At 71.2% G+C, this 19,982-nt stretch carries 20 protein-coding genes and 2 pseudogenes; 6 read left to right on the top strand and 16 right to left on the bottom strand.

The window, feature by feature from the left end:
* The first annotated feature begins 22 nt into the window (after positions 1-22).
* The 4 genes from ACQF4J_RS31975 to fahA are packed head-to-tail and all read left to right on the top strand — an operon-like array spanning position 23 to position 3,396.
* Positions 23-1,228 carry a homogentisate 1,2-dioxygenase gene (locus ACQF4J_RS31975; protein WP_427167392.1) on the top strand — a complete coding sequence of 402 codons (1,206 nt, stop codon included), beginning with the start codon at positions 23-25 and terminating at the stop codon, positions 1,226-1,228.
* Positions 1,225-1,641, top strand: coding sequence for a hypothetical protein (locus tag ACQF4J_RS31970; RefSeq protein ID WP_427167390.1), 417 nt, complete (start codon positions 1,225-1,227; stop codon positions 1,639-1,641). Before ACQF4J_RS31975 ends, ACQF4J_RS31970 begins: the two co-directional genes overlap by 4 nt.
* Positions 1,638-2,102 (top strand): hypothetical protein, encoded by a 465-nt coding sequence (locus ACQF4J_RS31965; RefSeq protein ID WP_427167389.1) that lies wholly within the window; start codon positions 1,638-1,640, stop codon positions 2,100-2,102. Before ACQF4J_RS31970 ends, ACQF4J_RS31965 begins: the two co-directional genes overlap by 4 nt.
* 46 nt (positions 2,103-2,148) lie before the next feature.
* A complete protein-coding gene (gene fahA, locus ACQF4J_RS31960) occupies positions 2,149-3,396 on the top strand; it encodes a fumarylacetoacetase (protein ID WP_427167388.1) in 1,248 nt (415 codons plus the stop codon).
* Between the two features lie 75 nt (positions 3,397-3,471).
* On the opposite strand, the pseudogene ACQF4J_RS31955 reads toward fahA, so the two are convergent.
* Positions 3,472-4,602 (bottom strand): annotated as a pseudogene (locus tag ACQF4J_RS31955) (RNA-guided endonuclease InsQ/TnpB family protein).
* Between the two features lie 186 nt (positions 4,603-4,788).
* On the opposite strand from ACQF4J_RS31955, the gene ACQF4J_RS31950 reads away from it, so the two are divergent.
* Positions 4,789-4,941 carry a transposase gene (locus ACQF4J_RS31950; RefSeq protein ID WP_427167387.1) on the top strand — a complete coding sequence of 51 codons (153 nt, stop codon included), beginning with the start codon at positions 4,789-4,791 and terminating at the stop codon, positions 4,939-4,941.
* Between the two features lie 31 nt (positions 4,942-4,972).
* Here the strand turns inward: ACQF4J_RS31950 and ACQF4J_RS31945 are convergent, their stop codons facing one another.
* The 15 genes and pseudogenes from ACQF4J_RS31945 to pdhA all read right to left on the bottom strand — a co-directional run bounded on the left by ACQF4J_RS31945 (position 4,973) and on the right by pdhA (position 19,284).
* Positions 4,973-5,938, bottom strand: a complete 966-nt coding sequence (locus ACQF4J_RS31945; protein WP_427168554.1) for an IS481 family transposase — start codon at positions 5,936-5,938, stop codon at positions 4,973-4,975.
* A gap of 93 nt (positions 5,939-6,031) precedes the next feature.
* Positions 6,032-6,301, bottom strand: a pseudogene (locus ACQF4J_RS31940) (enoyl-CoA hydratase/isomerase family protein); the annotation flags it as partial.
* An 8-nt stretch (positions 6,302-6,309) separates the two neighbouring features.
* Positions 6,310-7,422, bottom strand: coding sequence for a 1,2-phenylacetyl-CoA epoxidase subunit PaaE (gene paaE, locus ACQF4J_RS31935; protein ID WP_427167386.1), 1,113 nt, complete (start codon positions 7,420-7,422; stop codon positions 6,310-6,312).
* On the bottom strand, positions 7,422-7,937 hold the full coding sequence (gene paaD / locus ACQF4J_RS31930) for a 1,2-phenylacetyl-CoA epoxidase subunit PaaD (RefSeq protein ID WP_351577728.1): 516 nt from the start codon (positions 7,935-7,937) through the stop codon (positions 7,422-7,424). The genes paaE and paaD overlap by 1 nt, the downstream gene beginning before the upstream one ends.
* Positions 7,931-8,758 carry a 1,2-phenylacetyl-CoA epoxidase subunit PaaC gene (paaC, locus tag ACQF4J_RS31925; RefSeq protein WP_427167385.1) on the bottom strand — a complete coding sequence of 276 codons (828 nt, stop codon included), beginning with the start codon at positions 8,756-8,758 and terminating at the stop codon, positions 7,931-7,933. Before paaC ends, paaD begins: the two co-directional genes overlap by 7 nt.
* Positions 8,759-8,768: 10 nt before the next feature.
* Positions 8,769-9,062 (bottom strand): 1,2-phenylacetyl-CoA epoxidase subunit PaaB, encoded by a 294-nt coding sequence (gene paaB, locus ACQF4J_RS31920; protein WP_427167383.1) that lies wholly within the window; start codon positions 9,060-9,062, stop codon positions 8,769-8,771.
* Positions 9,059-10,045, bottom strand: a complete 987-nt coding sequence (gene paaA / locus ACQF4J_RS31915; RefSeq protein ID WP_351799768.1) for a 1,2-phenylacetyl-CoA epoxidase subunit PaaA — start codon at positions 10,043-10,045, stop codon at positions 9,059-9,061. Before paaA ends, paaB begins: the two co-directional genes overlap by 4 nt.
* Positions 10,046-10,127: 82 nt before the next feature.
* Complete coding sequence (locus ACQF4J_RS31910; RefSeq protein ID WP_351799765.1) at positions 10,128-10,940, bottom strand: enoyl-CoA hydratase/isomerase family protein; 813 nt, start codon at positions 10,938-10,940, stop codon at positions 10,128-10,130.
* 5 nt (positions 10,941-10,945) lie between these two features.
* Positions 10,946-11,800: a 3-hydroxyacyl-CoA dehydrogenase family protein gene (locus ACQF4J_RS31905; RefSeq protein ID WP_427167382.1), complete on the bottom strand. Its 855-nt coding sequence runs from the start codon at positions 11,798-11,800 to the stop codon at positions 10,946-10,948.
* Positions 11,797-12,525 carry an enoyl-CoA hydratase/isomerase family protein gene (locus ACQF4J_RS31900; protein ID WP_351577870.1) on the bottom strand — a complete coding sequence of 243 codons (729 nt, stop codon included), beginning with the start codon at positions 12,523-12,525 and terminating at the stop codon, positions 11,797-11,799. Before ACQF4J_RS31900 ends, ACQF4J_RS31905 begins: the two co-directional genes overlap by 4 nt.
* Before the next feature lie 35 nt (positions 12,526-12,560).
* Positions 12,561-13,784 (bottom strand): thiolase family protein, encoded by a 1,224-nt coding sequence (locus ACQF4J_RS31895; RefSeq protein ID WP_351577747.1) that lies wholly within the window; start codon positions 13,782-13,784, stop codon positions 12,561-12,563.
* Positions 13,777-15,492 carry a phenylacetic acid degradation protein PaaN gene (gene paaN, locus ACQF4J_RS31890; RefSeq protein ID WP_427167381.1) on the bottom strand — a complete coding sequence of 572 codons (1,716 nt, stop codon included), beginning with the start codon at positions 15,490-15,492 and terminating at the stop codon, positions 13,777-13,779. The genes ACQF4J_RS31895 and paaN overlap by 8 nt, the downstream gene beginning before the upstream one ends.
* Positions 15,493-15,616: 124 nt before the next feature.
* The gene (locus ACQF4J_RS31885; protein ID WP_427167380.1) at positions 15,617-17,134 is read right to left on the bottom strand and encodes a dihydrolipoamide acetyltransferase family protein; all 1,518 of its coding nucleotides are present in this window, start codon (positions 17,132-17,134) and stop codon (positions 15,617-15,619) included.
* Complete coding sequence (locus ACQF4J_RS31880; protein ID WP_427167379.1) at positions 17,131-18,159, bottom strand: alpha-ketoacid dehydrogenase subunit beta; 1,029 nt, start codon at positions 18,157-18,159, stop codon at positions 17,131-17,133. Before ACQF4J_RS31880 ends, ACQF4J_RS31885 begins: the two co-directional genes overlap by 4 nt.
* A gap of 3 nt (positions 18,160-18,162) precedes the next feature.
* Positions 18,163-19,284 carry a pyruvate dehydrogenase (acetyl-transferring) E1 component subunit alpha gene (gene pdhA, locus ACQF4J_RS31875; protein ID WP_427167378.1) on the bottom strand — a complete coding sequence of 374 codons (1,122 nt, stop codon included), beginning with the start codon at positions 19,282-19,284 and terminating at the stop codon, positions 18,163-18,165.
* A 120-nt stretch (positions 19,285-19,404) separates the two neighbouring features.
* Between pdhA and ACQF4J_RS31870 the strand changes: the two genes are divergently transcribed.
* On the top strand, positions 19,405-19,905 hold the full coding sequence (locus tag ACQF4J_RS31870; protein WP_351577765.1) for an Lrp/AsnC family transcriptional regulator: 501 nt from the start codon (positions 19,405-19,407) through the stop codon (positions 19,903-19,905).
* Positions 19,906-19,982: the final 77 nt, after the last annotated feature.

The following is a 19,982-nucleotide window of genomic DNA, read 5'->3' as shown; positions in this document are numbered from 1 at the left end:
ACCCTCATCAAAGGAGCGACAGATGGCTCACTACCTCAGCGTCGGGCAGGTCCCGCCCAAGCGTCACACCCAGCACCGCACTCCCACGGGCGGCCTGTACTACGAGGAGTTGATGGGCGAAGAGGGGTTCTCCTCGGACTCCTCCCTGCTGTACCACGCCCATGTACCGTCGGCCGTCCTGGGCGCGCGGAACTGGGAGCTTCCGGACCAGAGCACCGTGGCGAACCACCCCCTGAAGCCCCGTCATCTCAGGCTCCACGATCTGTTCCCGGACCAGGACTGGACGACCACCGATGCGGTGACCGGGCGGCGTCCGGTACTGGGCAACGCCGATGTGCGGCTCGGCTACGCCGCGGTCGGCCGGCCCTCACCGCTGTACCGGAACGCCACCGGCGACGAGTGCGTCTATGTCGAATCCGGCTCAGGGGTCGTCGAGACGGTCTTCGGTGACCTGACGGTGGGGCAGGGCGACTACGTCGTCCTCCCTCGGGCCACCACCCACCGATGGGTGCCGGGCGGCGACGTACCGCTGCGGCTGTACTTCATCGAGGCGAACAGCCACATCTCTCCGCCCCGGCGCTTCCTGTCCCGCTACGGGCAGTTCCTGGAACACTCCCCCTACTGTGAGCGTGACCTGCGCGTGCCGACGGCACCTCGTGTGGTCGATGAGCAGGACGTCGCGGTCCACATCAAGCACCGCGGCCATGGTGCCGGTGGGCTCGCGGGTACGGTCCATGTCCTGCCGCGGCACCCCTTCGACGTGGTGGCATGGGACGGGTGCCTGTATCCGTACGTCTTCAACATCTCGGACTACGAGCCGATCACCGGGCGTATCCACCAACCGCCCCCAGCGCACCAGGTGTTCGAGGGCAACAACTTCGTCATCTGCAACTTCGTGCCTCGCAAGGTGGATTACCACCCCTCGGCCGTACCGGTCCCGTACTACCACGCCAATGTGGACTCCGACGAGGTCATGTTCTACGTCGGCGGCGACTACGAGGCACGCAAGGGCTCCGGTATCGCCCAGGGCTCGGTCTCACTTCATCCCGGCGGTCATTCGCACGGGCCGCAGCCGGGCGCCGTCGAACGCAGTCTGGGAGCGGAGTTCTTCGATGAGCTGGCGGTGATGGTCGACACCTTCAGGCCGCTGGAACTCGGCGAAGGCGGACTGGCGGTCGACGACGGGACCTATGCCTGGTCGTGGGCCGGACGGGGGGCCGCATCGTGACCGTGCTGCCGTCACGCACAGGCGCCGACGGGCTGAGCGTGCCGTGGGTGGAGGAGTTCGGCGGATTCTTCGACGACGCCGCGCTGTTCCCCCCGGGCAACGCCCCCATGGCCACGGCGGTGGCCCGCCACTGGGAGCATCGCGACGCATGGTACGGGCCGGTGGTGGAGACCTTCGTCTGCCCCGATCGACGCTGGGACGAGCTCAGCGGCCAACTGGACGGTGAGGGGCCCGTGCTCGACCTGTCCCTGGTCGTCATCGACGGTCCGGAATCCCTTGCCGCCGGCATGGCCCGCGCACTGGCGCACCCACGCGTCCGCCTCAGGGCGGTGGAGCTGCCCGTCACAGGCGGCGCGCCCGGGGGCCGGAGGCACTGCTGCTGCCGGTCGCCGCGGCCGTTCCCCGGACCGTGACCGTCTACGCCGAGGTGGGGCTCGGCCCCGGTGTGCACCAGGCCGTGCAGGCTGTGGCCCGGGCCGGTTTCCGGGTCAAGTTCCGGACGGGCGGAACGCGGGCGGATGCCTTCCCCGACGAGACGCGGCTCACCGAGGGACTGATGTCCGCCATGCGGCTCCGGGTCCCGTTCAAGCTCACCGCCGGTCTGCACCACGCCGTCCGCCACACCGGGCCCGGCACCGGCTTCGAGCATCACGGTTTCCTCAACGTGCTCGCGGCCGTCGCCGCGGCTCACGACGGAGCAGGCGAGGAGGCCGTCGCCTCCGTACTGGCCTGCAGGGAACCGCAGAGCGTCGCGCGTCGGTGCACGCCACGCCGGCGGGCCGCAGCCCGAGCCTGGTTCACCTCTTTCGGAACCTGCAGTATCGACGAACCCCTGGCCGACCTCAGCGCGCTGCGGTCGGTGGGAAGGGACTGACATGCCGCCTCACTCCACACCGAGACCCGCACGATCCTGGGTGCCGATGCGACGGGACCATCCCTTCGGCATCCAGAGCCTGCCCTATGGGTCGTTCAGGCGATCGGACGGCCACCCCCGGGTCGGCGTCGCGATCGGAGACCACATCCTCGACCTGTCGGCGGCCTGGCCTGCGCTGGCCCCCGACGAGGAGGACCTCTTCTCCACAGGCTCGCTGGACCGGTTCCTCGCCGCAGGACCCTCGTCGTGGGACCGCGTCCGATCCGCCGTCACCAGGTGGCTCAGCGACGAGCGGGAACGTGAGCCCGTCCACGGTTTCCTGCTGCCCGCAGCGGAAGCGGCGATGCTCCTGCCCTTCACGGTCGCCGACTACGTCGACTTCTACGCCTCCGAGCACCATGCCGCGAACCTGGGGAGGATGTTCCGGCCCGGCGCCGATCCCCTGACGGCGAACTGGAAGCACATGCCGATCGGATACCACGGACGCGCGGGGACCATCGTCGTCTCCGGAAGCCCCATCCCCCGTCCCCGGGGCCAGCGGCGCACCGCGGAAGGCGCCATCACGGTCGGCCCCAGCCTGCGGCTCGACATCGAGGCCGAACTCGGCTTCGTCGTAGGAGTGCCCACCACCCTGGGCGAGCAGGTCCCGCTCAGCGCCTTCGACCAGCACGTCTTCGGTGTCTGCCTGGTCAACGACTGGTCCGCACGCGACATCCAGGCATGGGAGTACGTCCCGCTCGGACCGTTCCTGGGCAAGTCGTTCGCAACCTCCGTCTCACCGTGGATCGTGCCTCTCGCCGCCCTGGAGGACGCGCGCACCACACCCCCGCCGCGTGACCCGCGACCGGTCGCCTATCTCGACGACAGCGGTGAGGCCCCCTGGGGACTGGATGTACGGCTCCAGGTCAACGTCAACGGCACCACGGTCAGCGAGCCGTGCTTCGCCGACATGTACTGGACCGCCGCCCAGCAACTGGCCCACATGACCTGCAACGGCGCGAGCCTGCGAACAGGGGACCTGTTCGCCTCGGGAACGATCAGCGGCCCCACCGAGCGCAGCCGGGGGTCACTCATCGAACTCACCTGGAACGGCCGGGAACCGCTGGAGATCGACGGCGGTCGGCGCACCTTCCTCGAAGACGGCGACGAGGTGGTCATCACGGCGACCGCCCCGGGCCCGGCCGGCACCATCGTGGGTCTGGGCGAAGTAAGAGGCAGGGTGGCGCCGGTCGGTGGCCGGGGTGCCGCGCCGCGGAAACCACGACACGGTGAAAGGCCCGCCTTGTCAACTTGACCCGGTCCTAAAGGACCGGGCTTGGAGGTAGCGCCCAACTGGCTGTTGGGTTGGCTCCTCCGTCCAGACACCCCGTTATGGGATGGCAGGGACGCGTGACTCACGCCCCGCATTCCACACGCTCTCGCCACGGGTGGCGATGTTGTGGGAAGCATTCCGGTCGGCGTGGGCAACGACCCCGCACCCCCGGCAGATGAAAAGTCCCTGGTCGACACGGTTGCGTTTGTCGACGTGGCCGCACTCGGCGCATGTCTGGGACGTGTACGCGGGATCGACGAAGACCAGGGGCACACCTGCCCGCTTGGCCTTGTAGACGATGAAGCCTGCCAGCTGGGCGAAGGCCCAGGAGTGGAGCGCGACCCGTTGGGGCTTGCGGAGCCGTACCCTCTGCCGGATTCCCTTGAGTTCTTCCAGGGAGATCCCGGCCGAGGTGCGTTCAGCCTCGGTCACGATCGTCTTGGCGATGATGTGGTTGGTGCTTGCGGCATGCCGTGCTTCCTTGCGGGCACGCGCCTTGAGCCGCCGCTTGGCGCTCTTGGTGCGCTTCCTCTGGAGCTTGGCCCGCAGGGCAAGCTGCCTCTTGCGATACCGGTTCAGGGCGCGTCCTGCGGCCTGGTAGCCGGTGGAAGCGGTGGCGATGTTGACGATGCCGAAGTCTACGCCGATGAAGCCGTCCGGCTCGTAGGGCTCGGCCTCGGGCACGTCACAGGTGGCGACGAGGTAGAAGACGCCGTCGCGCTCGATCAAGTCGGATTCGCCCTGCCGGTACGCCTGGAGCATCTTCATCGCGTCGGCGGAGCACACGAACGGCACGTTCTTGACCCGGCCGTCCACGGTCCAGATCGACACCGTCCGCTGGTCGTACTGCCAGCTCAAACATCGGTCGTCATACGGCTGCGCGGCCTAAGGCCGGAACGTGATCGGCTTGGACTCCGCCTTGCGGCGGCGCTTCGACTTCGGCTTGCCGAGGTTCCCGGCCCGGATGTTCGCCTTCAAGGTGGTGTAGGCGTCGCGCACCTTCTTGATGACGTGCTGCGCGGCCTGCGCTCCCAGCCCCCGCGCTTTGAGTTCGGCATAGGTGTGCTTGCGCAGCTCATACTCACGCGGTATGCCGTGTTCGAACGCCACCTGCGACACCCAGTTCGCGGCGTCATTGACCGTGCGCAGGGTGCACTCAAGCACGGATGCCTGCACGGCATCCGGCATGAGTTTGACCTGTGCCACGATCTTCACAAGCGTGATCGTAGCTAATCCAAGTCACCACGCCGGGGCCAAATCCCTATATCCGCAGGGGTCGTAGCATCGCCTACACCCTCCACGCCCCCTCGTTCTTCACCCCCATACCGGTGCGGGCCGTTCACCGACGAAATCCTTCGGCGCTGCGAAGAGATCATGCGGGCCGTGCGCGCCGCCTTCGAAACCGAGCTGATGGAGTTCAACGGCGAACGCGATCACGTCCACCTGCTCGTGCACTACCCACCCAAGATCGCCATCTCACCGTTGCAGGTCACCCCTATCTTGAGAAGCGCTTCCTCCCGGGCGTGAACGCCCGGAGTTCCGCGCTAGATGTACCCGGTCATGACTTTGGTGACAGTCGGGTGATCGGTGGCTGGCCGCCGAGCGCGGTGTGTCGGCGGCCAGTGTTGTAGAAGTGCAGCCAGGGCGCGAGTGCGTGGGCGCGTTCGGTGTTGCTGGCGAAGACCTGGTGGTAGGCCCATTCGGCCTGCAGGGTCCGGTTGAAGCGTTCGACCTTGCCGTTGGTCCAGGGGCAGTGGGGCCGGGTGAACTTCTGCTTGGCGCCCAGGGCTTGGCAGGCGTCGCGGAATGCGCCGGAGGTGCGGTAGTTCCTGGCGTTGTCGGTCATCACGCGCTCGATGCGGGCGATGCCGTGGCCGGCGAAGAACACGGCCGCGCGGGTGAGGAAGGCCGCGCAGGTGGTGCCCTTCTCGTCGGCCAGGATCTCGGCGTAGGCCAGGCGGGAGTGGTCGTCCACGGCGGCGTGCACGTAGTCGTAGCCGATGCCCCGGCCCCGGACGTCCTCGCTGCGGCCGTGGGCCCGCCAGCCGCCGCCGTCGGGGATCTTCCCGAGCTTCTTGACGTCCAGGTGGACCAGGCCGCCGGGCTGGTTGTACTCGTAGCGTGCGGCGCTGGTGCGCACTGCCCGGATCACCTGTCCGGTCAGCGGGTCGCAGGCCGCCAGGGGCGGCACCTGGTGGCGGCGCAGGATCCGGCTCACCGTCCGGGCCGGGACCTGGGTGGCCTCAGCAATCTGCTCGGGTCCCCGGCGCAGGCGTCGGCGGGCCTCAAGGACGCGCTCCTCAACCTCGGCCGGGGTGCGACGTGGGCAGGTGTGGGGGCGGCTGGAGCGGTCGTGCAGCCCCGGCCAGCCGTGGGCACGGTAGCGGTTGACCCAGCGATGAGCACATTGCCGGGAGACTCCCAGCTCCTTGGCGACGTGCGCGACCGGACGCCGGTCGAAGACGACGCGACGCACCAGCAGGCATCTGCCGTGAAAGGTCAGCCGGGCATTAGCGTGGGCCACCAGGACCTCCGAGGTGAGTGAAGACGGCAATCTCCACTACGCCCGGAGGTCCCTCCATGATCAACAACCGGTAGCGGGCGTGTCACCAACCTCCCGGCCGAGTACAGCTAGATCAAGCTGAAGCGGGCGCGAGCGCCTGACCATTCCCGCATGGTCGAGGAGCTCCATCTCCTTGATGTCCGCACCGGCCGCGAACACCTTCTCGCCGCCGTAAAGGATCACCGCCCGGATGTCGTCGCGCTCGGTCACCTCTGCGGCGAGCTCGCCGAGCCGGTCCTGGGTGGCGATGTCGAGGGCGTTCATAGGGGGGCGGTCGAGGCGGATCGTGCCGACGCCTTCGGCGACTTCCAGATGGACGGACATGGGCTTCCTCAGCTGTCGAAGTCGACGGTCAGCGTCTCGGAGACGGGGAACGTCTGGCAGGTCAGCACATAGCCGGCCTCGACCTCGGCGGCCTCGAGCGCGAAGTTGCGGCGCATGTCGGCCTCCCCTTCGGTGACCAGGGCGCGGCAGGTGCCGCACACGCCGCCCTTGCAGGCGAAGGGCAGGTCGGGGCGCATCTTCTGGGCGCCGTCCAGCACCGTGGCCGCGCGCGGCAGCGCGGTGGTGGTGGACCGGCCGTCGAGCGTGACGGTGACCTGGCTGACCGGGCCCTCGGCAGCGGCTTCCTGGCGCCGCGTCTGCCGTACCGGCGCGTCGTCCGCGTGGAACAGCTCCTGGTGGATACGGGCGTCGGGCACACCCAGGTCGGCCAGGACCCGCTGGGCGTCGCGGACCATGCCGTGAGGTCCGCACAGCCACCAGTGGTCCGCGGTGGTGACGTCGACCAGCCCGCCGATGAGGGTGGAGAGGCGGTCGGCGTCCAGGCGGCCGGAGAGCACCTCGGCCTCGCGGGGCTCGCGGGAGAGGACGTGGGCGAGCTGGAAGCGCACCGGGTGGAGGTCCTTCAGGTCGGCGAGTTCGTCGGCGAACATGACCGAGCCGGTGCGGCGGTTGCCGTAGAACAGCGTGACCCGCGAGCGGCCGTCGGCGGCGAGGACCGACTCGGCGATGGAGAGCATGGGGGTGATGCCGGACCCCGCGGCGACGAGGACGTGGTGCCCGGGTGCGGTGAGGTCGGGAGTGAAGGCACCGGTCGGGGCCATCACCTCCAGAGTGTCGCCGGGCCGTACGTCGTGGACCAGCCAGGAGGAGAACAGTCCACCGGGCACTTCGCGCACCCCGATGCGCGGCCGTGCGCCCACCGGGGAACAGATCGAGTAGGTGCGCCGCTCGTCCCGCCCGTCGACATCGCGGCGCAGCGTGAGCGACTGGCCCGGGGTGAAGGCGAACTCCTCGGCCAGGTCGTCCGGGATGTCGAAGCCGACCGCGACCGCGTCCTCGCACAGCCGCTGCACGGTGGCCACGCGCAGGTGGTGGAAGGCCGGGCGCCGGCGCCGCACGGGCGTGGGGGCGGAGGTGCCGGGTGGCAGCAGGTCCTCCATCAGATCTCCTTGACGTACTCGAAGGGTTCGCGGCAGGCGCGGCAGCGCCACAGCGCCTTGCAGGAGGTGGCGCCGAAGCGGGAGGTCTCCTCCGTGTCCGCCGAGCCGCACCGGGGGCACGGAACCGCGGGGCGGGTGGGGGACAGTGTCAGCGGCACCGGGCCGGGGGCGGGGCGCGGCGCCGGTCCGGGGGGCGCGATGCCGTGCTCGGCGAGGGTGCGGCGGCCGCTCGGTGTGATCCAGTCCGTGGTCCAGGGCGGATCGAGCACCGTGCGCACCCGGACATGCGCGTATCCGGCGGCTGTCAGGCGCGCGGCCACTTCGGCGCGCATCTCGGCCATGGCCGGGCAGCCGGAGTAGGTCGGGGTGAGGCTGACGACGACCGTCCCGTCCTCACCGACCTCGACGCCCCGCAGCACGCCGAGGTCGGCCAGGGTGAGCATGGGCAGCTCGGGATCCGGCACGCACTCGGCGATGTGCCGGGCGTGGCGCACGTCCGTCAGTACGGTCACCATGTCGCCTCCGGGTGGGCGCGGGCCACGCTCTGCAGCTCGGCCAGCAGTGGGGCGAGGTGCTCGGTGTGCTTGCCGTCGCGACCGGCGCCGGGCAGCGGCCGGCACACCGGCAGGGGCACTCCGGCCGCATCCGTGACCTGCTTCAGCACCGCCCCGACCTCGTCCTGGACGTCGTACACGGTGAACAGCTCGTCCAGGTACGGCGCGACCTGCGCCAGCGCGTCCCGCATCCAGTGATGCGACTCGACGGTGCCGTCGCCGAGGCGGACGACCCACTCGGCGGCGTACTGCCGGTGATACGTCAGCTCCTTGACGCCCTTGGCGGCGATCGCGGCGAGCACCGGATCGTCGGAGGCGGTGAGCCGCTCGAAGTGCGCGAGCCTCCAGGCGGAGAGCACCAGCAGGCGGGCGACGGAGAACGCGAAGTCGCCGCCCGGGAGTTCGGCGAGGCGTACGTTGCGGAAGTCGTGGGCGTCGCGGAAGTAGGCGTAGGCGTCCTCGTCGCGGTCAGTGCCGTCGACCTGGCCGGCGCGGGAGTAGAGCAGACGGGCCTGGCCGAGCAGGTCGAGTCCGATGTTCGCCAGGGCCACCTCCTCCTCCAGTTCGGGGGCGCGGGTGGTCCATTCGGCCAGCCGTTGCGCCAGGACGAGGGCGTCGTCGGCCAGCGCGACACAGACGGCGGCCAGTTCGCCGGTGTCGATGCCGTCGGGTATCGCGCTGTCCAAGCCGTGCAGGGGGGCCTCGAAGCCGGTGCCGTAGGCCCAGCGGGTGTCGTCCTCGTGTCCCTCGGCGAGGGTCAGGTGGACGTGGTCGTCACTCATGCCCTGCTCCTCAGATGTGCGGGACGTCGTCGGGGATGTCGTAGAAGGTGGGGTGGCGGTACACCTTGTCGGCGCTGGGCGCGAAGAAGGGGTCCTTCTCGTCGCGGGTGGAGGCGGCGATGTGGTCGCTGCGCACCGCCCAGACGGACACGCCCTCGTTGCGCCGCGTGTACAGGTCACGTGCGTGGGTGAGGGCCATCCGGTCGTCGGCCGCGTGCAGCGAGCCCACCTGGACGTGGTTGAGCCCGCGCTTGCCGCGCACGAACACCTCGTACAGCGGCCAGTCGTTCTTCTCGGTGGTCATGCCACCGCTCCCTTCTGCGTACGGGCCGCCTGCTTGGCGGCGTGGGCGGTGGCCGCCTGCCTGACGCAGGCGCCCTCGTCGTGGGCGGCCCGGCGCCGCGCGAGGCGCTCGGCGTTGCAGGGCCCGTCGCCGGAGATCACCCTGGTCAACTCGGCCCAGTCGGGGGTGCCGAAGTCGTGGTGGCCGCGCTCGGCGTTCCAGCGCAGCTCGGGGTCGGGCAGGGTGACGCCGAGCTTCTCGGCCTGCGGGACGGTCATGTCCACGAACCGCCGGCGCAGTTCGTCGTTGCTGTGCCGCTTGATCTTCCAGGCCATCGACTGCGCGGAGTTGGGAGAGTTGTCGTCCGGCGGTCCGAACATCATCAGCGACGGCCACCACCAGCGGTTCACGGCGTCCTGGACCATCTCCCGCTGGGCGTCGGTGCCGCGCATCATCGTCATCAGCAGCTCGTAGCCCTGCCGCTGATGGAACGATTCCTCCTTGCAGATCCGCACCATGGCACGGGCGTACGGCCCGTACGACGACCGGCACAGCGGCACCTGGTTGCAGATCGCGGCGCCGTCCACGAACCAGCCGATCACACCGACGTCGGCGAAGCTCAGCGTCGGGTAGTTGAAGATCGACGAGTACTTCTGGCGGCCCTCGATCAGCTGGTTCGTCAGGTCCGCGCGATCGGCGCCCAGGGTCTCCGCCGCCGAGTACAGATACAGCCCGTGTCCGGCCTCGTCCTGCACCTTGGCGAACAGGATCGCCTTGCGGCGCAGTGAGGGCGCCCGGGTGATCCACTCGCCTTCGGGCTGCATGCCGATGATCTCCGAGTGGGCGTGCTGTGCGATCTGGCGGATCAGCGTCCGGCGGTAGCCGTCCGGCATCCAGTCGCGCGGCTCGATCCGCCGGTCGCGGGCGATCGTCGCCTCGAAGTGCTCCTGCAGCTCCGATCCTGCGCAGCCCACCGCCGACACGTCAACGTGTGACGCGGTCATCTGTCCCTACCTTCCCTACCGACCGTTCGTTCGGTCGGCACCATGGCTGAGCGTTCGTGTTCCGGCAAGTGCGGCAGCCGGGTCAGTGTCCGGTGAAGGACGGCTGCCGACCCTCGAGAAAGGCCCGCACGGCAGCCCGGTGGTCCTCGGTCGTGCCCAGCCGCTCCTGGGCCGCCGCCTCGCGTTCCAGCACGACGGGCAAGGGCGCTCCGTCGGCCCGCAGCAGCGCCTTGACCTCGGCGTACGCAGCGGTGGGACCGGCGGCGAGGCGCTTGGCAAGGGTCAGGCCCTCCGCGGCCGCACCGCCGTCCGGCACGACGCTGTGGACGAGGCCCCACTGCTGCGCCGCTTCGGCGTCGAAGCGGTCGCCGAGGAGCATCAGGGCGGCGGCTCGCGACGGACCGACCGCCTGTGCCAGCGCCCGGCTCAGACCGCTGTCGGGGGCCAGGCCGATCCCGGTGAACGCGGTCGAGAACCGGGCACCGGCTCCCGCGACCCGCACATCCGCACAGAGCGCGAGCCCCAGCCCCGCGCCGACGCAGGCGCCCTCGACGGCCGCGACCACAGGCTGGGGCAGCGCGTGCAGTTCCGCGACGAGCGGGTTGTACTCGTCTCGCAGGATGGCGAAGGCGGAGGCGGGTGCGCTCTCCAGGGCCCGCGCGTGCTCCTTGAGGTCCTGGCCGACGCAGAAGTGCCGGCCCTCGGCGGTGAGCAGCACCGCCCGGACGAGGTCTCCGTCGCCGCGCACCCGGCGTACGGCGGCGATCAGTCCGGCGCGCAACGACACGTCCAGGGCGTTTCTCGCGGAAGGCCTTCGGAGCTCGATGACGGCGACGCCGCCGTCCAGGGTGTAGCCGACGCCGTGCCGCGTCTCGTCGGCGGGAGTCTGGCTCATAGCGCTCATTCCCATGTGTAGAACCCCTTTCCGGTCTTGCAGCCGAGTTCGCCACGGGCGACCTTCTCCCGTAGCAGCCGGGGCGGGGCGAAGCGTTCACCGAGCGTGGCGTGCAGGTGCTCGGCGATGGCGAGGCGTACGTCGAGTCCGACCAGGTCGGTCAGGCGCAGCGGTCCCATCAGGTGCTTGTAGCCGAGCCGCATGGCGCCGTCGATCGCGTCCGGTTCCGCGACGCCCTCCTCGACCATGCGGATCGCCTCCAGGCCCAGTACCAGGCCGAGGCGGCTGCTGGCGAAGCCGGGCGAGTCCTTGACGACGACGTCCTTCTTGCCGAGGCAGTGTGTCCAGCCGAGGGCCGCCTCGATGATGTCGGCCCCGGTGTCGGGTGCGACGACGATCTCGACCAGTTCGGAGGCGGGCACGGGGTTGAAGAAGTGCATGCCCAGGAAGCGGGCCGGGCGGGTGAGGGCGGCGGCGAGATCGGTGACCGACAGGGAACTGGTGTTGCTGGCCAGTACCGTGCCGGGGCTCACCGCCTGCTCGGCGGCGGCGAGGAGGCGGGCCTTGAGCGCGGCGTCCTCGGGGACGGCCTCGACGACCAGGTCGGCGTGCGAGGGCAGGGCGTCGACGGACGGAACCGTCGTCACCCGGGCCAGCACCTCCTCCGCGGGCTCGGCGAGTGCGCCGCGTTCGGCTGCTCTCTTCAGTCCGGCGGCGACGCGGTCCAGTGCAGCCGCCGCGGCCTGCTCGCCACTCTCCACGACGGTCACGGCCGACCCGGCCGTCGCGAAGGACTGTGCGATACCGGCGCCCATGCGGCCGCCGCCGATCACGCCGACGACTGCGGGTGCTGAGGTCATGCCCGGCTCCTCTTCTCCAGGAAGCGTGTCATGCGGTCCTTCTTGTCCAGTCCCTCGAACAGCACGGCCTGGGCCAGGTCGTCGGCGACCGGGTGGGCGCCGGACGCGTCGACGACGAGCTTCGTCAACCGCAGAGCGGTGGCGGAGGAGCGGGCCATGCGGTCGAGCAGGGCGTGCGCCTCCTCCAGTAGCTTCTCCGCCGGTACGACGTCGATGACCAGCCCGGCCGCCAGTGCCGCGGCCGCGTCGAGGTTCCGCCCGGCGAGCAGCACCTGCTTGGCGATCGACTCGCCGACCAGCTCGGGCAGCCGCCAGCAGGCCCCGGCGGCGGCGAGGATGCCCAGGCCCGGTTCGGGGTTGCCGAAGACGGCGTCAGATCCGGCGATCCGCAGGTCGCAGGCGTACGCCAGTTCGGCGCCGCCACCCAGCGCCCAGCCGTCGACGGCGGCGAGCGTGGGCATGGGGAGTCTGCGCATCCGCTCGAACAGACGGCTGTTGACGCCCTGGAGGGCTTCGTCCCGGCCGCGCCGCAGCAACTCGGCGATGTCGGCGCCGCCCGCGAAGACACCGCCGTGCCCGGTGAGCAGAAGCAGCTTCGGATCGGCTTCCAGCAGACCGCACACCTCGTGCAGTTCGGCGATCATGCGGCCGCTGATGGCGTTGCGGGCCTCGGGCCGGTGCAGGGTGACGACGACCCGGTCCTCGTGCTCCTCGACGAGCAGCATCTCGTAGGCGGTGCTCGTACGCTCGTCGGCGGTGCTCACACGCGCTCCACGAGCATGGCGACGCCCTGGCCCACTCCCACGCACATCGTCGCCAGGCCCCGGTGGGCGTCCTCGCGCTCCAGCCGGCCGAGCAGCGTCAGCACGATGCGGGCACCGGAGCAGCCGAGGGGATGGCCGAGCGCGATGGCGCCGCCGTCGGCGTTGACCTTCTCCTCGTCGAGCTCGAGGCGGCGTATGACCGCCAGTGCCTGTACGGCGAACGCCTCGTTCAGCTCGACCGCGTCCACGTCCCCGGCCTGCCATCCGGCGCGGGCCAGGGCCTTCTGTGTGGCGGGCACCGGGCCGAAGCCCATGACATGGGGCTGCACGCCGGCCGACGCGGAGGTGACGACCCGTGCCCGCGGGGTGAGCCCGTACCGCCGTACGGCTTCGGCGCTCGCGACCACCAGCGCGGCGGCACCGTCCGACAGCGGCGAGGAGGAGCCGGCGGTGACGATGCCGTCCTCGCGGAAGCTGGTCCGCAGCGCGCCCAGCCTCTCCAGCGACGTGCCGGGGCGCGGCCCCTCGTCGCGGGTGACCTCGCCGTCCTTCACCGGAACCGGCACGATCTCGCGGTCGAAGTGCCCCGCGCGCTGTGCCGCCACGGCCCTTTGGTGGCTGCGCAGGGCGAACGCGTCGGACTCGCCGCGGGTGATGCCGTCCAGGGCCGCGATCTCCTCGGCCGTCTCCCCCATCGGGAGGCTGACCCTTCCCGTCTCCGGACCGGCGTCCGCGGGCAGGGCCCGGTCGGCGGCGGTGAAGCGCGGGTTGGTGAAGCGCCAGCCCAGCGAGGTGTCGTGCACCTCCCCGGGCCTGGCCCAGGGGGTGCCGGGCTTGGCCATCACCCAGGGGGCGCGGGTCATGGACTCCACCCCGCCCGCGACCACGAGGTCCGCCTCCCCGGAGCGGATCGCCTGGGCGGCGCTCGCGACCGCGGTGAGGCCGGAGGCGCAGAGCCGGTTGACCGTGTAGCCGGGAACGGTGTGCGGCAGCCCCGCCAGCAGCACGGCCATGCGCGCCACGTCCCGGTTGTCCTCACCCGCCTGGTTGGCGGCCCCCAGGACCACCTCGTCCACGGCCTCGGCCGGAATCCCGGCGCGGCGGACCGCTTCCCCGACCACGAGGGCGGCCAGGTCGTCGGGACGCACGGAAGCAAGTGCGCCACCGTAGCGGCCCTGCGGGGTGCGGGCCCCATCGATCAGGAAGACGTCGTCAGACACGGGCGGACTCCTCAGCGGGAACGGGCCGGCGCGACTGCAGCGTCGCGAAGCGGCCGGTGACAAAGGCGGGGTCGGACAGGGTGGCGCTCGCCGCCGGGTTGGCGGCGCTGCCATGGAAGTCGCTGAAGGCGGCCGACTGGTTGACGAAGACCGCGCCGGTGAGGTTCTCCGACAGGTGCACACCGGCGTCCAGGGCGGCCGACTCGGCGGCGGCCAGCACCTCTTCGCTCGTGGAGTGCACTGCGGCGGTCAGCGCGCCGTGCTCACGCACGGTCTCCCGGAAGATCGTGAGGCTGTGCTCGGTGGAGTCGGTGCCGATGACGAAGGAGACGGGCCCGAACCACTCACGGGTGTAGGTCTCCCGGTCGCTCTCCGCGTCGAGCCGCGCCACCAGCGGCGTACGGACGACCGCCTCCGAGTACTCCGGATGCTCGACCGGCGCCGCCGCACGCACCGTACGGCCGAGCCCGGCGGCCTGCTCCAGGCGCTCGCGCACGCCGTCGTTGACGATGGCGCCCAGGGTGCCGGCCGCGCGGGCCGGGTCGCCGAGCAGCCGGTCCAGCGCGGCGCCGAGGTCTGAGGCGAACTCGTCGGCGCTCTTCACACCCTGGTCGGTGACGAAGCCCTCGCGCGGGATCAGCAGGTTCTGCGGGGTGGTGCACATCTGGCCGCTGTAGAGGGACAGCGAGAAGGCCAGGTTGCCCAGCAGCCCGCGGTAGTCGTCGGTGGAGTCCAGCACCACCGTGTTCAAACCCGCCTTCTCGGTGTACACGGCGGCCTGGCGGGCGTGTGTCTCCAGCCAGTCGCCGAACTCGGTGGAGCCGGTGAAGTCGATGATCCGTACGTCCGGGTGCAGGGCGTACACGGAAGCCGTACGGTCCTCGGGGCTCTCGGCGGCCAGGATCACCACGTTCGGGTCGAAGCCCGCCTCGGCCAGCACCTCGCGGGCGATGCGCACGGTGATCGCGAGGGGCAGGACGGCACCCGGGTGCGGCTTGACGACGACCGGATTGCCGGTGACCAGGGAGGCGAACAGGCCTGGATAGCCGTTCCAGGTGGGGAAAGTGTTGCAGGCGATCAACAGCGCCACCCCGCGCCCGACGGGCGTGAACTTCTTGTCCATCACCAGCGGCCCGCCCTTGCGCTGCGGCTTGCTCCAGCGGGCGGTGGCCGGGTGGCGCTTCTGCTCGTACCAGGCGTACGCCACCGCTTCGAGCCCGCGGTCCTGGGCGTGCGGGCCGCCGGCCTGGAATGCCATCACGAAGGGCTGGCCGGTGGTGTGCTGGACGGCGTGCGCGATCTCGAAGCTCGCCGCGTTCAGCCGGGCCAGGATCTCGGCCGCGACTCCGGCCCGGGTGTCGGGGCTCGCGGCGCGCCACTGCTCGGCGGCTGCCTTGGCCGTGGCGACGGCCATGTCGGGGGCGAGGTGGGGGTAGCTGACGTCGAGTGGGAAGCCGTAGGGCGAGAACTCGGTGGCGGGGACGGTGCCGGCGGTGGGGTGTCCTTCGAGGGGGAAGGGATTGCCGAGGAGGACGCGGAAGGCGGCCTCGCCCTGCTGGGGCGCCTCGGCTCCGTAGACGGAGGTGCTGGGTGTCTCCGGGTACGGCGTCCAATAGCCGCGGTCGGCGGCGTGCTCCACGGCCTGCTGGAGCAGGTCCGCGTGGCGGGTGAAGAAGTCGGTGGACACGGGGAACTCCTGGCCGAACATTCGGTAGGTCGGTGGGGGCGATCCGCCCCGGGGCGGATGCACGGAAGGGCTGGGTCGGGGACTGAGAGGCGACGGGCTGAGGAGCGGTGGGCCGGGCTGAGGGCCTACGGGTGAGGTCGGCGGATCAGACGTCCGCGAGCAGGATCGCCGGGCGCTCGACGCAGTCGGCCACGAAGCGCAGGAAGCCACCGGCCACTGCGCCGTCGCAGACCCTGTGGTCGAAGCTGAAGGAGAGCTGTGTGACCTTGCGGACCGTCAACTGGCCGTCCGCGACCCAGGGTTTGTCGACGAGGCGGCCCACGCCGAGGAGGGCGGCCTCCGGGTGGTTGATGATCGGTGTGGATCCGTCCACGCCGAACACCCCGTAGTTGTTGAGGGTGAAGGTGCCTCCGGTCAGCGCGTGCGGCGGCAGGTTCCCGCCGCGCGCGAGCTCGGTCAACCGGGCGAGTTCGGCAGCCAGTTGGACGGTCGTCATGAGGTGGGCGTCGCCGATGACCGGGACGACCAGCCCACGTTCGGTCTGGGCGGCGAAGCCCAGGTGCACCTCGTCGTAGCGGAGGATCTCCCGGCGCTCGGTGTCGACCGTGGAATTCAGCTCGGGGAAGCGGCGCAGTCCGGCGACACAGATGCGGGCGAACAGCGCCAGCAGGCCGATGCGGGTGCCGGTTCCGGCGGACTCCAGCGCCTTCTTGGCCTCGAGCAGCCCGGTCGCGTCCACGTCGACCCAGGTGGTGGCGTCGGGGATCTCGGTCCGGCTGCGCGAGAGCTTGTCGGCGACGGCGCGGCGGACTCCGCGCAGGGGGATGCGCTCGGGGCCGGCCGCCGTGGTCGGCTCCTGCGGTGCGGGGGCGGGGGTCGCGGCCTTGTGGGCCGGGCTCGGGCTCGCCTTCTGCCCGGCCCGGGCGATGGCCTGCTCGACGTCCCTTCTGAGGACGACTCCGGCCGGGCCGGACGGTGACACGCCGGTGAGGTCGACGCCGTGGTCCCGGGCCATCCTCCGTACGAGGGGCGAGATCGCCCGGGGAACGTGCGATGCGGTGGCGGTGGCGGCCGAGGTGCCGGGTGCGGCGTGCGACGCGGATACGGCGCCGCCCGCCGGTGCGGCACTGCCGACCGCGCCGGATCGCTGTGCGGCACTGGCGCTCCGGGCGGCTCCGGCAGGCGCGCTCGCGGACGGGCCCGCCGCCGCGGCGGCACGCCGACGGCGGCGGCGCGAGGTCGTCGGGCCGTGGCCGGTGCCGTAGCCGATCAGCACATTGCCGGATCCGGCCTGTTCCTCCTCCCGGTAACGCTCGGCCGCCGCGGCGGCCGGCACCATCGGCTCCGGTGCGCCACCCTCCGCCTCGGGCCGGGGCCCGCAGGCGGCCCCGTCGGCCCCGGCGGGGGCGCCCGCCCCCACCGTGATCAGCGGCTCCCCCACCGCCAGCGCCGTGCCCGCCTCCGCGTGCAGCCGGAGCACGGTGCCCGCGTACGGGACCGGCACCTCGACCGCGGCCTTGGCGGTCTCGACCTCGACCACGACCTGGTCGACGGTCACCGTGTCGCCGACTGCGACCTTCCACTCGACGATCTCCGCCTCGGTCAGCCCTTCGCCGAGGTCGGGCAGCCGGAACAGTTGCTCCAGGCGCGTTGCCGTGGTCATGCGACCGCTCCCTTCTGCAGATGCCTGGTGTCCGGCTCGTCGCCGAACTGGAGGCGGTCGACGGCGTCGAGGATCCGGTCGACGCCCGGAAGATGCGCGTGCTCCAGCTTCGGCGGCGGATACGGGATGTCGAAGCCGGCCACTCGCAGGACGGGTGCGGCCAGCGAGTGGAAGCAGCGCTCCTGGACGCGCGCGGCGATCTCCGCCCCGACACCGGCGAAACCCTGCGCCTCCTGCACGACCAGACAGCGCCCGGTCCGCCGTACGGAAGCCGTCACCGTCTCGTCGTCGAAGGGGACGATCGTGCGCAGGTCGACGACCTCCAGCTCGATGCCCTCGGCCGCCGCGGCCTCGGCCGCGGCCAGCGCCACCGGAACCGACGGCCCGTACGCGACGACCGTGGCGTCACGGCCCTCCCGCCGTACGGCGGCCCGCCCGAACGGCAGTGCGCCCCGGCGCTCCAGGTCGGCGTCCTCGCGCGACCAGTAGAGCTTCTTCGGCTCCAGGAAGACCACCGGGTCGGGGTCGGCGATGGCGTCCCTCAGCAGCCAGTACGCGTCCTCGGCCGTCGCCGGGGTGACGACCTTCAGGCCGGGGGTGTGCGCGTAGTACGCCTCGCTGGAGTCGCAGTGGTGCTCGACTCCGCCGATCCCGCCCGCGTACGGGACGCGGATCACCATGGGCAGCGTGAGCCGTCCCCGGGTCCGGTTGCGCAGCTTGGCGACGTGGGAGGCGATCTGCTCGAACGCGGGGTACGCGAAGGCGTCGAACTGCATCTCCACGACCGGCCGGAAGCCGCCCATCGCCATGCCGACGGCGAGTCCGACGATGCCGGCCTCGGCGAGCGGGGTGTCGAAACACCTCTCCTCGCCGAAGTCGCGGGTCAGTCCGTCGGTGATGCGGAAGACGCCGCCGAGCGGGCCGACGTCCTCGCCGAAGACGAGCGCGCGGTCGTCCTCGCGCAGTGCGTCGCGCAGCGCGGTGTTGAGCGCCTGCGCCATGGTGACCTTGGTGGTCTCGGCCATGGGTCAGTCCTCCTGAGTCAGGGCGGTCTCGGCGAGTTCGGCCGCCAACTGGGCGCGCTGCTCCAGCAGTTGCTGGGTGGGCTCGGCGTAGACGTGGTCGAAGAGCTCCATCGGGTCGGCGGTGGTGTCCGCGTTCATGCGGGTGCGCAGGTCCGCTGCCATGTCTTCCGCCTCCTCCCGTGCCGCCGCCGCGTAGGCGTCGGTGATGGCGCCGCGGGCCCGCAGGTGTGCCTCCAGCCGGCTGAGGGGGTCCGCGGCGCCCCAGCGCTCGACCTCCTCGGCGTCGCGGTAGCGGGTCGCGTCGTCGGCGTTGGTGTGCGCGTCCATGCGGTAGGTGTGCGCCTCGACCAGGACGGGGCCGTGCCCGGCGCGGGCGTGCGCGACAGCGTCGGTGAGCACCGCGAGCACGGCGACCAGGTCATTGCCGTCGACCTGCTCCGAGCGCACCCCGTAGCCGATGCCCTTGTAGGCGAGAGCGGGGGCCGCGGTCTGCCGGGCCAGCGGGACGGAGATCGCGTACTTGTTGTTCTGGACGAAGAAGACGACCGGCGCGCGGAGGACGGCCGCGAAGTTCAGCGCCTCGTGGAAGTCGCCCTCGCTGGTGGCACCGTCTCCCACCAGGGCCATCGCCACGCCGTCCTCGCCCTTGCGGCGCTGCGCCTCCGCCATGCCGGTGGCGTGCAGCACCTGGGTGGCCAGCGGGGTGCACTGGGGGGCGACGCGGGTGGCGGCCGGGTCGTAGCCGCAGTGCCAGTCGCCGCGCAACAGGGTGAGTACCTCGACCGGGTCGATGCCTCGGGTGACCAGGGCGACGGAGTCCCGGTAGGTCGGGAACAGCCAGTCGTCCGGGCGCAGAGCGAGCACGGCGCCGATCTGGCAGGCCTCCTGACCCCGGCTGGACGGGTAGACGGCGAGCCGGCCCTGCTTGGTGAGCGCGGTGGCCTGGGTGTCGAAACGGCGCCCCAGGACCATCCGCCGGTAGGCCTCGCGGAGGACCTCGACCGCGGGCTCGGGGTAGTCGGCCGGGGGCTTGGCAACGGGGGTGCCGTCCTCGGTCACGAACCGCACCGGCGTGAGGGACGGCAGGAACCCCTGGACCGTCTGTCGGAGGCTCTTCACGGACATGGAGGGCGCTCGCTTTCTCTGGACGCTTGACAGGAGAATGGTGATGCCGAGGGAATATGTGTTCAATACTTCGCGTGAATCGCAGATGAAGTGCCGAATCCCAATGTCCTGGAGAGCAATGTGTCTGACGTGGACTCGCCGACGGGGCCCGTGCCCGGACGAACTGCCGTCCCGCTCGACGACACCGACCGCCAGATCCTGACCCGGCTCCTGAAGGACGCCCGCCAGTCGGTCCGCGCGCTGGCCGAGCAGGTGCACATCTCGCGCGCCAACGCCTACACACGCATCGGCAGGCTGCTGGCCGAGGGGGTGATCACCGGCTTCACCGCGCAGCTGAACCCCAAGCGGGCCGGCCTCGGCACGAGCGCCTACGTCACCTTGAGCACCGAGCAGGCCGCCTGGCGGGACATCTCGCGCGAACTGCGCGACATCCCGTACGTGGAGCATGTCTCCCTGGTGACGGGCGACTTCGACGTCCTGGTGCTGGTGCGCGCGCCGGACAACGAGGCATTGCGCTCGGTCGTGCTGGAGCGCATCCACTGCGTTGCCGGGGTGCGCTCGACACGGACCTGGCTGGTGTTCGACGAGGTGCGGGGGCGCGGGGCGGACTGGACGGGCTGACCGGGGTACCGACCGGCCTCGACCACGCTGACCGGTGCCGGGCCGCCCCGACCGGGCTGACGGAGTGCGGCCGGCCC

The organism is Streptomyces sp. C1-1 (assembly GCF_050214755.1).
Taxonomy (GTDB): domain Bacteria; phylum Actinomycetota; class Actinomycetes; order Streptomycetales; family Streptomycetaceae; genus Streptomyces.
Note: the sequence above shows the minus strand (reverse complement) of the source record. Positions and strands in the feature narration are given on the sequence as shown.

Coding starts and splice junctions, on each gene's coding strand:
- ACQF4J_RS31975 (WP_427167392.1), top strand. CDS start 23: ATGGCTCACTACCTCAGCGTCGGGCAGGTCCCGCCCAAGCGTCACACC.
- fahA (WP_427167388.1), top strand. CDS start 2,149: ATGCGACGGGACCATCCCTTCGGCATCCAGAGCCTGCCCTATGGGTCG.
- ACQF4J_RS31950 (WP_427167387.1), top strand. CDS start 4,789: ATGCGGGCCGTGCGCGCCGCCTTCGAAACCGAGCTGATGGAGTTCAAC.
- paaE (WP_427167386.1), bottom strand. CDS start 7,422: ATGGAGGACCTGCTGCCACCCGGCACCTCCGCCCCCACGCCCGTGCGG.
- paaD (WP_351577728.1), bottom strand. CDS start 7,937: ATGGTGACCGTACTGACGGACGTGCGCCACGCCCGGCACATCGCCGAG.
- paaC (WP_427167385.1), bottom strand. CDS start 8,758: ATGAGTGACGACCACGTCCACCTGACCCTCGCCGAGGGACACGAGGAC.
- paaB (WP_427167383.1), bottom strand. CDS start 9,062: ATGACCACCGAGAAGAACGACTGGCCGCTGTACGAGGTGTTCGTGCGC.
- paaA (WP_351799768.1), bottom strand. CDS start 10,045: ATGACCGCGTCACACGTTGACGTGTCGGCGGTGGGCTGCGCAGGATCG.
- ACQF4J_RS31910 (WP_351799765.1), bottom strand. CDS start 10,940: ATGAGCCAGACTCCCGCCGACGAGACGCGGCACGGCGTCGGCTACACC.
- ACQF4J_RS31905 (WP_427167382.1), bottom strand. CDS start 11,800: ATGACCTCAGCACCCGCAGTCGTCGGCGTGATCGGCGGCGGCCGCATG.
- ACQF4J_RS31900 (WP_351577870.1), bottom strand. CDS start 12,525: ATGCTGCTCGTCGAGGAGCACGAGGACCGGGTCGTCGTCACCCTGCAC.
- paaN (WP_427167381.1), bottom strand. CDS start 15,492: ATGTTCGGCCAGGAGTTCCCCGTGTCCACCGACTTCTTCACCCGCCAC.
- ACQF4J_RS31885 (WP_427167380.1), bottom strand. CDS start 17,134: ATGACCACGGCAACGCGCCTGGAGCAACTGTTCCGGCTGCCCGACCTC.
- ACQF4J_RS31880 (WP_427167379.1), bottom strand. CDS start 18,159: ATGGCCGAGACCACCAAGGTCACCATGGCGCAGGCGCTCAACACCGCG.
- pdhA (WP_427167378.1), bottom strand. CDS start 19,284: ATGTCCGTGAAGAGCCTCCGACAGACGGTCCAGGGGTTCCTGCCGTCC.